This window comes from Microbacterium sp. ZW T5_56, from assembly GCF_044987425.1.
Classification (GTDB): Bacteria; Actinomycetota; Actinomycetes; order Actinomycetales; family Microbacteriaceae; genus Microbacterium.
Genome location: NZ_JBJDRI010000067.1, coordinates 1 through 4036 on the forward strand (window position 1 = coordinate 1; position 4036 = coordinate 4036).

The 4036-nt window shown below is 64.1% G+C and carries 6 protein-coding genes and 1 pseudogene; 4 read left to right on the plus strand and 3 right to left on the minus strand.

Going from position 1 to position 4036, the window contains the following annotated elements; genetic code table 11:
• The 3 genes from ACI3KU_RS18850 to ACI3KU_RS18860 form a co-directional block, all read right to left on the minus strand.
• On the minus strand, positions 1 to 880 hold an 880-nt coding region (locus ACI3KU_RS18850; protein ID WP_404923875.1), incomplete at its 3' end, for a hypothetical protein.
• Positions 877 to 1254 carry a type VII secretion target gene (locus tag ACI3KU_RS18855; protein WP_404923876.1) on the minus strand — a complete coding sequence of 126 codons (378 nt, stop codon included), beginning with the start codon at positions 1252 to 1254 and terminating at the stop codon, positions 877 to 879. The genes ACI3KU_RS18850 and ACI3KU_RS18855, both read right to left, overlap by 4 nt.
• Positions 1248 to 1643: a hypothetical protein gene (locus ACI3KU_RS18860; protein ID WP_404923877.1), complete on the minus strand. Its 396-nt coding sequence runs from the start codon at positions 1641 to 1643 to the stop codon at positions 1248 to 1250. The genes ACI3KU_RS18855 and ACI3KU_RS18860 overlap by 7 nt, the downstream gene beginning before the upstream one ends.
• Before the next feature lie 271 nt (positions 1644 to 1914).
• Between ACI3KU_RS18860 and ACI3KU_RS18865 the strand changes: the two genes are divergently transcribed.
• The 4 genes and pseudogenes from ACI3KU_RS18865 to ACI3KU_RS18880 all read left to right on the plus strand — a co-directional run.
• Positions 1915 to 2226, plus strand: coding sequence for a WXG100 family type VII secretion target (locus ACI3KU_RS18865; protein ID WP_404920911.1), 312 nt, complete (start codon positions 1915 to 1917; stop codon positions 2224 to 2226).
• Between the two features lie 34 nt (positions 2227 to 2260).
• Positions 2261 to 2551 carry a WXG100 family type VII secretion target gene (locus ACI3KU_RS18870; RefSeq protein ID WP_404920912.1) on the plus strand — a complete coding sequence of 97 codons (291 nt, stop codon included), beginning with the start codon at positions 2261 to 2263 and terminating at the stop codon, positions 2549 to 2551.
• Between the two features lie 109 nt (positions 2552 to 2660).
• Positions 2661 to 3077 (plus strand): hypothetical protein, encoded by a 417-nt coding sequence (locus ACI3KU_RS18875; protein ID WP_404923878.1) that lies wholly within the window; start codon positions 2661 to 2663, stop codon positions 3075 to 3077.
• A 71-nt stretch (positions 3078 to 3148) separates the two neighbouring features.
• A pseudogene (locus ACI3KU_RS18880) lies at positions 3149 to 4036 on the plus strand (hypothetical protein); the annotation flags it as partial.

Consider the following 4036-nt stretch of genomic DNA (forward strand, 5'->3'; position numbering starts at 1 on the left):
CGCCAGAGCCACCCGAGCCCCCACCGGATCCTCCCGTGCCTCCTCCGCCTCCTGAGCCTGTGGGGCGTGCGTGCGGGTGGCCGGTCGCGTCAAGTGGGGTTGAGTGGTGTCCGCTGGGCGCACCGGGGAGGAGTTTGCCGAGGAGTTCGATGACGGAGGCGATACCGCGTCCGAGGGGGCCGAGCCCGCGAAGGAACGTGGTGAGCGCGTCGAGGACTTTGGAGATGACGCGACCGACTTTGGCGACGAGTGCCGCGACTTTCATGCCGAACTGGGCCATCGCGACGGGGGCGCCGAACCCGATGGTTGCTGCTGTGGTGGCGGCGGCGGAGATCGCGGAGCCGACGAGCTGGCTGATAACGTCGCGAACCACGTCGTGCACCATCTGCACCAGGGTGGACGCGATCTGCAGTCCGGTGGCGATCGCGTTGGACCAGTCGCTTGCGCCGCGGAGGTGCGCGATGAGCGTGTTGGCGTGCACGAGGTACGCGTCGATGGTCTCACCGGCCATACCGTCGAGCTGTGGCAACAACCCTTGATACCCGTCCGCGAGTTGAGCGAGGTACGCACTGGTGTTGCTCCAGGTGCCGGAGAAGGAGGCGACCTCAGCGGCATCTCCGGTGAAGTCGTTGAACCACGACTTGAGTGGCTCGATATGATCCAGCACCCACCCGAGGCCATTGGCGATGAGCGTGCCGATCGGGTCGATGAGCGCCCCGACCGTATCGAGCGCGGTCGATGCCACGGCAAGGGCACCGGCTGCCCAGTCGCCAGAGGAGATCGAGTGCGCGACGTCTTCCACGTCTTGCAGGAGAAACGCGCCCGCGAACGCGGACGTGGTGTCGACGCGATCCGCGACGAGCGGGTTCCCGTCACTCATTCCAACACCCCACCGAAAATGCTTCCGCTCCCGGCGGGCGCAGGGGCGGGCAGGGATTCAACATTCTTCAGGAGAACGTTCAGGGCAGCGATGTTTCCGTCCTCCATGGCGCGGAAGTCGTCGGCGGTGCTTCGGAGTTCATCGCTCGTGCGCTGAAGTACGTCCTGAGCCTGTTGGATGTGGTTGATCACGAGGGTGCTGGCGGTCAGTGCGGGTGGCACCATCCAGGCACACATCACCCCGAACGCCCCACCACCGAGATTGATACCGCGGACCGCGTCCAACGCGACGGTGACGTCCGTGGCGAGTTGTTCCACCTGTTGCGCGTGCGCGGTCAGCTTGGATGGGCTGATTGCGATGCGGTCGGTTACCACCGCAGATCCCCGCTCTGGTCCGCGCCTTCGATATCGATGGCGAGCTGGTCCGCGGTGAGCTTCACGATCGGATCATCCGCGCCCAGCAGCTCGGTCGTGATCGCGAGAGATTGCTCCCGCACGCGGATCGTCGCGACACGGATCAGGTCCAGGACTTCACGAGACACGGCCCGTCCGCCACGACCCAGAGCCTCGTCGGAGATGTCCAGCGCTGCGACCTGCCCGGACGCATCCACCTCGACCGTGATGTCCCGCTGACGCGACTGCGCCCGCCCGCGTACCTGCGCGATCTGTTCCTGCATCAGCGGCAACGCCTTCGCCCGGGCTTCCGCCCGTGCGACATCCTCCTGGATTCGCGCTAACGATTCTTCAGGGTTGCTGAACACCATGATGCCTCCCCCTCTGGCATCGGGAAGCATATGCGTCTCACTCGCTCTTGCGCAATGCGCTCTCACGTTCCTGTGGAAACGCGGCACGTGTGGGTAATACACACCATCGATCTGTGTGTATCGGGCACACATTCATTCGTTGTCCGCAGATTTCTTCTGTCCTATGTCTTGGTCTTCCGTGATCGGAGATCTCGGATTATCCTGTTGTCGATTGCTGCTCTTTTTTGCGCGCTGTGGGGGTGCGCGGGCGGCAGTACTTGGGGGGTGTGTTGTGGCTGAGAAGATTTCTGCTGAGGCGGGTGCGCTACTCGCTGGTGCGAATGCGGTGAACGACACGAACGCGGCGATCGCGGCGAACGTGCGTGCGGTGGATGGTGCGGCTGGTGCGACGCGTCCGTTGTGGACGGGTCCTGCGGCGAACCAGTATTTCTCGCTCGTGGAGCGGTGGGAGGCTGAGGCCCGCAAGATCAACCAGGTGCTGGTGACGCTGGAGGGTGCTCTGCGGGGTACGGCGTCTGACCAGGCGGCGACGGATGAGTCGAACCAGCAGATCATTGGCGGCCTGGGCGCGACTCTCGCCTGAGCCACCCCGGATACTTCGAAGGATTTTGACGATCATGGACTCTTTCTCCGTCAACCCGGCAGCGCTTGAGGCGCTGTCGTCCGACATCAACCAGCGTGGTAAGGCCATCAACCAGTCTCTGGAGAACCTGGACTCGAAGGTCTCCACGCTGCGTGCTTCGTGGGAGGGTGACGCGCAGGTCGCGTACGACACCGCTCACGCCGCCTGGTCGCGCTCGATCAACCAGATGAACGCGCTGCTGATCCAGATCGGTCAGCAGACCGACGCCATCAAGGGCGACTACCTCCGCAGCGACCACAAGTCCAAGGGCCGCTTCGAAATCTGACCTCGAACGGGCCCGGTGCCGGCGAGGAGCGTAGCTTCCTCGCCGGCACCCATCCGATTCATCCGGCCCATGTGACGGAGGGTCGGGCTTCACATGATTGAGGGGAATCATGACGATCAGTCGCAGAGCGATTCGCATCGATGCCGATGCTCTCGCCGCGGGAATCAAACGCCTCCAACAGGCCACAGCTGACGCGGCCGGCGTCACCGACCTGTCCCAGATGGGCCACGGGCTGCAACAGTTCCAGCTCAGCTACCGCCCGCTGGCGATGAGCGCCTGGGTTAGCCAACTCCAAGCAGAGCTCGCCGCGCGCGCCGCGGACGCCGCGACGCTGAACGGCAAAGTCCTCACCCGGGTCAGTGATCTGCAGGCCACGATCGCTGATTTCCAGCAGACCGACGCGAACGCTGCCACCGACGCGCAGAAGCTCCTGGACCAGATCACGGACGCCAGCGGAGTGCCCGCGACGCCAGTCACCGGCGAAGCCGGTGCCGCACCGGGACAGGTCGCGGGCGAGTTCGGTTAAACCGCTCTCACCCATCACTGGTCGCGCCGCTTGTTTGCGCGGCGCACAGAACTTATTTCAGGGGAGTCATCATGGAGATCATGCGTGTCGATGACGGCGGCGGTGCGGACTGGGAAGCCGAACTGAACCGCCTCGCATCAATGGAGACCGAAACGGAACTGCCCTACGCGCAAGCCATCAGCGACGCACTCCTCGACATCTCCAACGTGCTACGCGGTGTCGCGTCGGAAGGTATCGACGGCGACACCGGTGACGCAGCACGGGCCGCGTTCAACAGCGACGCGAACGAAGCCGCACAACTCTCCGACGATGTGGCGACACTCATCCAGAACCTTCGAGTCATGAACTCGGATCGGCGCATCCTCGCCCGAGAACACTGCCACGCACTCGACGCCTACCCCGAAGCCCTCAACTCCGACGACGAGTACCAACTGTGCACTGCCGAAACCGGATCAACCTGGCAACTCGGGCCACTGACCTTCACCATCACCGACGGCATCATCGATGCCCTCAACACCTACTTCCACACCCAACGCCAAGCCCGCGCCCAAGAAGGCGTCAAAGCCGTCGCAGACCGCATGGACTACTGGGCCCAACAATTCAACACACAACCGCGCCTCTCCGGTCGTCACTGGGAGCAAACGGGCGGAACTGAGTTTAGGCCAGATCAGGGTGATTTCAGTGGTGGTACGGGACCCGCTACTGGCGGTGGAGACGGTTCCTTCAACATGTACCCGGGTGCCGGCGACAATCCCGCCGGACACGTTCCGCCCGGGATCACCTACACGCCACCGAGCGATCCCGGCACTGGAGATGAGACGAGCCCAACGGTACCCACGTTCCCGGTAACCCCACTTCCCGACCACCCCGACGACGGCACCTATGTGGATTGGCCGGTGCCCACATACCCCACCCTGCCGCCCGATGACGTGAACTCCCTGCCCGCGACGCCGGACTAC